The organism is Streptomyces sp. NPDC051133, from assembly GCF_040682635.1.
In the GTDB taxonomy this organism is placed as follows: Bacteria; Actinomycetota; Actinomycetes; order Streptomycetales; family Streptomycetaceae; genus Streptomyces.
In genome coordinates this window covers 1-1,141 of sequence record NZ_JBFBBK010000251.1, presented here as the reverse complement: position 1 = coordinate 1,141, position 1,141 = coordinate 1, and the positions used below count along the sequence as shown (strand labels likewise).

The window sequence follows — 1,141 nt, the reverse complement described above, 5'->3', positions numbered from 1 at the left end:
CGAAACGCGCGTGGCGAAGAACACCCCCGGCAACTGCGCCACCAGCGCTCCCCCGGAAACAGGCTGCACCAACTGATCCATACAGCACTGCGCGCGGGCCCGGAGAGCATCCGACGGGCCACAGCTATGCGAGCGGGCGGCGTAGCGGCTTTGGGCTGGACTTTCAAATACCGAGTCAGGGCCACGGGCACCGGCTCACAGTGAGGATGGCGCCCGTACGTGATCAAGTCTTCGAGGTCTGTGCTCCTTGTCAGGTCGTACAGGACGCTCGCCGATATCGGCTAGGGAGCCGTCCGCTGAAGATCGCCGCCGACCGCCACTGTCCGCGCCGTTCCGCCGACTCATGGGATCCACTCTCCGCCGCTATGCCGTCGGTGCTGCTCTCCTGCCTGCTGCTGGGGGCTGTTCGCCCGCTTCGTCCTCTGGGTCGGGGCACCTCGGGGAAGCGCGGAGCGACAACCCCTCGCGGTCGAGCGGCAGCTGAGCAGCTAGGACGTCCTGACTATCGAAAGCAAGGACAAGGCGAATGCGAGCGGTTCGAGGATTTGGCGACCACATTGCGCCGGTGCCACCGATAGGCAGAGTGCGGCGACTTGGCGGGCCCTGCCACGGGGGCTGGCGCGGCCGACGAATGGGCCCAGGCGTGGGTGCGGGATTTGGGCGCTGCTCCGGTTGGCGGGTGGGGATGCGGAGCAGTCGGGTGAAGGTCCGAGGCCGAGGCATCAGCTGCCTGTTGAGCTGGGAAGTCGTCCGGCGGGCTGGGTGCTCCTCCCGCCGGGACGGCGCCCCGGGAGCTGCCCGAGACGAACCCGCGCCTGTTCGAACTCAATGAAAGCGAGTCATGATCACCATGAAGAAGATGCTTGCGGTTGCTACCGCTGCCTGTGCCGTCGTCCTGGGCGGAGCGGGCCTGGCCGCCGCCGACTCCGGTGCCCAGGGCTCCTCGACGGGCTCCCCCGGCGTGCTCTCTGGCAACACCATTCAGATCCCGCTCCACGTCCCGGTCAATGTGTGCGGCGACAGCATCGACATCATCGGGCTGCTCAACCCGAGCGCTGCCAACGGCTGCGTCAACGGCTGATCTGACCGGACAGGTCGGAGGGGGCCCTGTGGGCCTTCATGTGTCCGAGTGAGTGCGGGC

Annotated in this window: 1 protein-coding gene; it reads left to right on the top strand. The window is 67.6% G+C overall.

From position 1 onward, the window contains the following. Positions 1 to 841: 841 nt before the first annotated feature. Positions 842 to 1,081, top strand: coding sequence for a chaplin (locus AB0N17_RS46830; protein WP_366017748.1), 240 nt, complete (start codon positions 842 to 844; stop codon positions 1,079 to 1,081). Positions 1,082 to 1,141 lie beyond the last annotated feature (60 nt).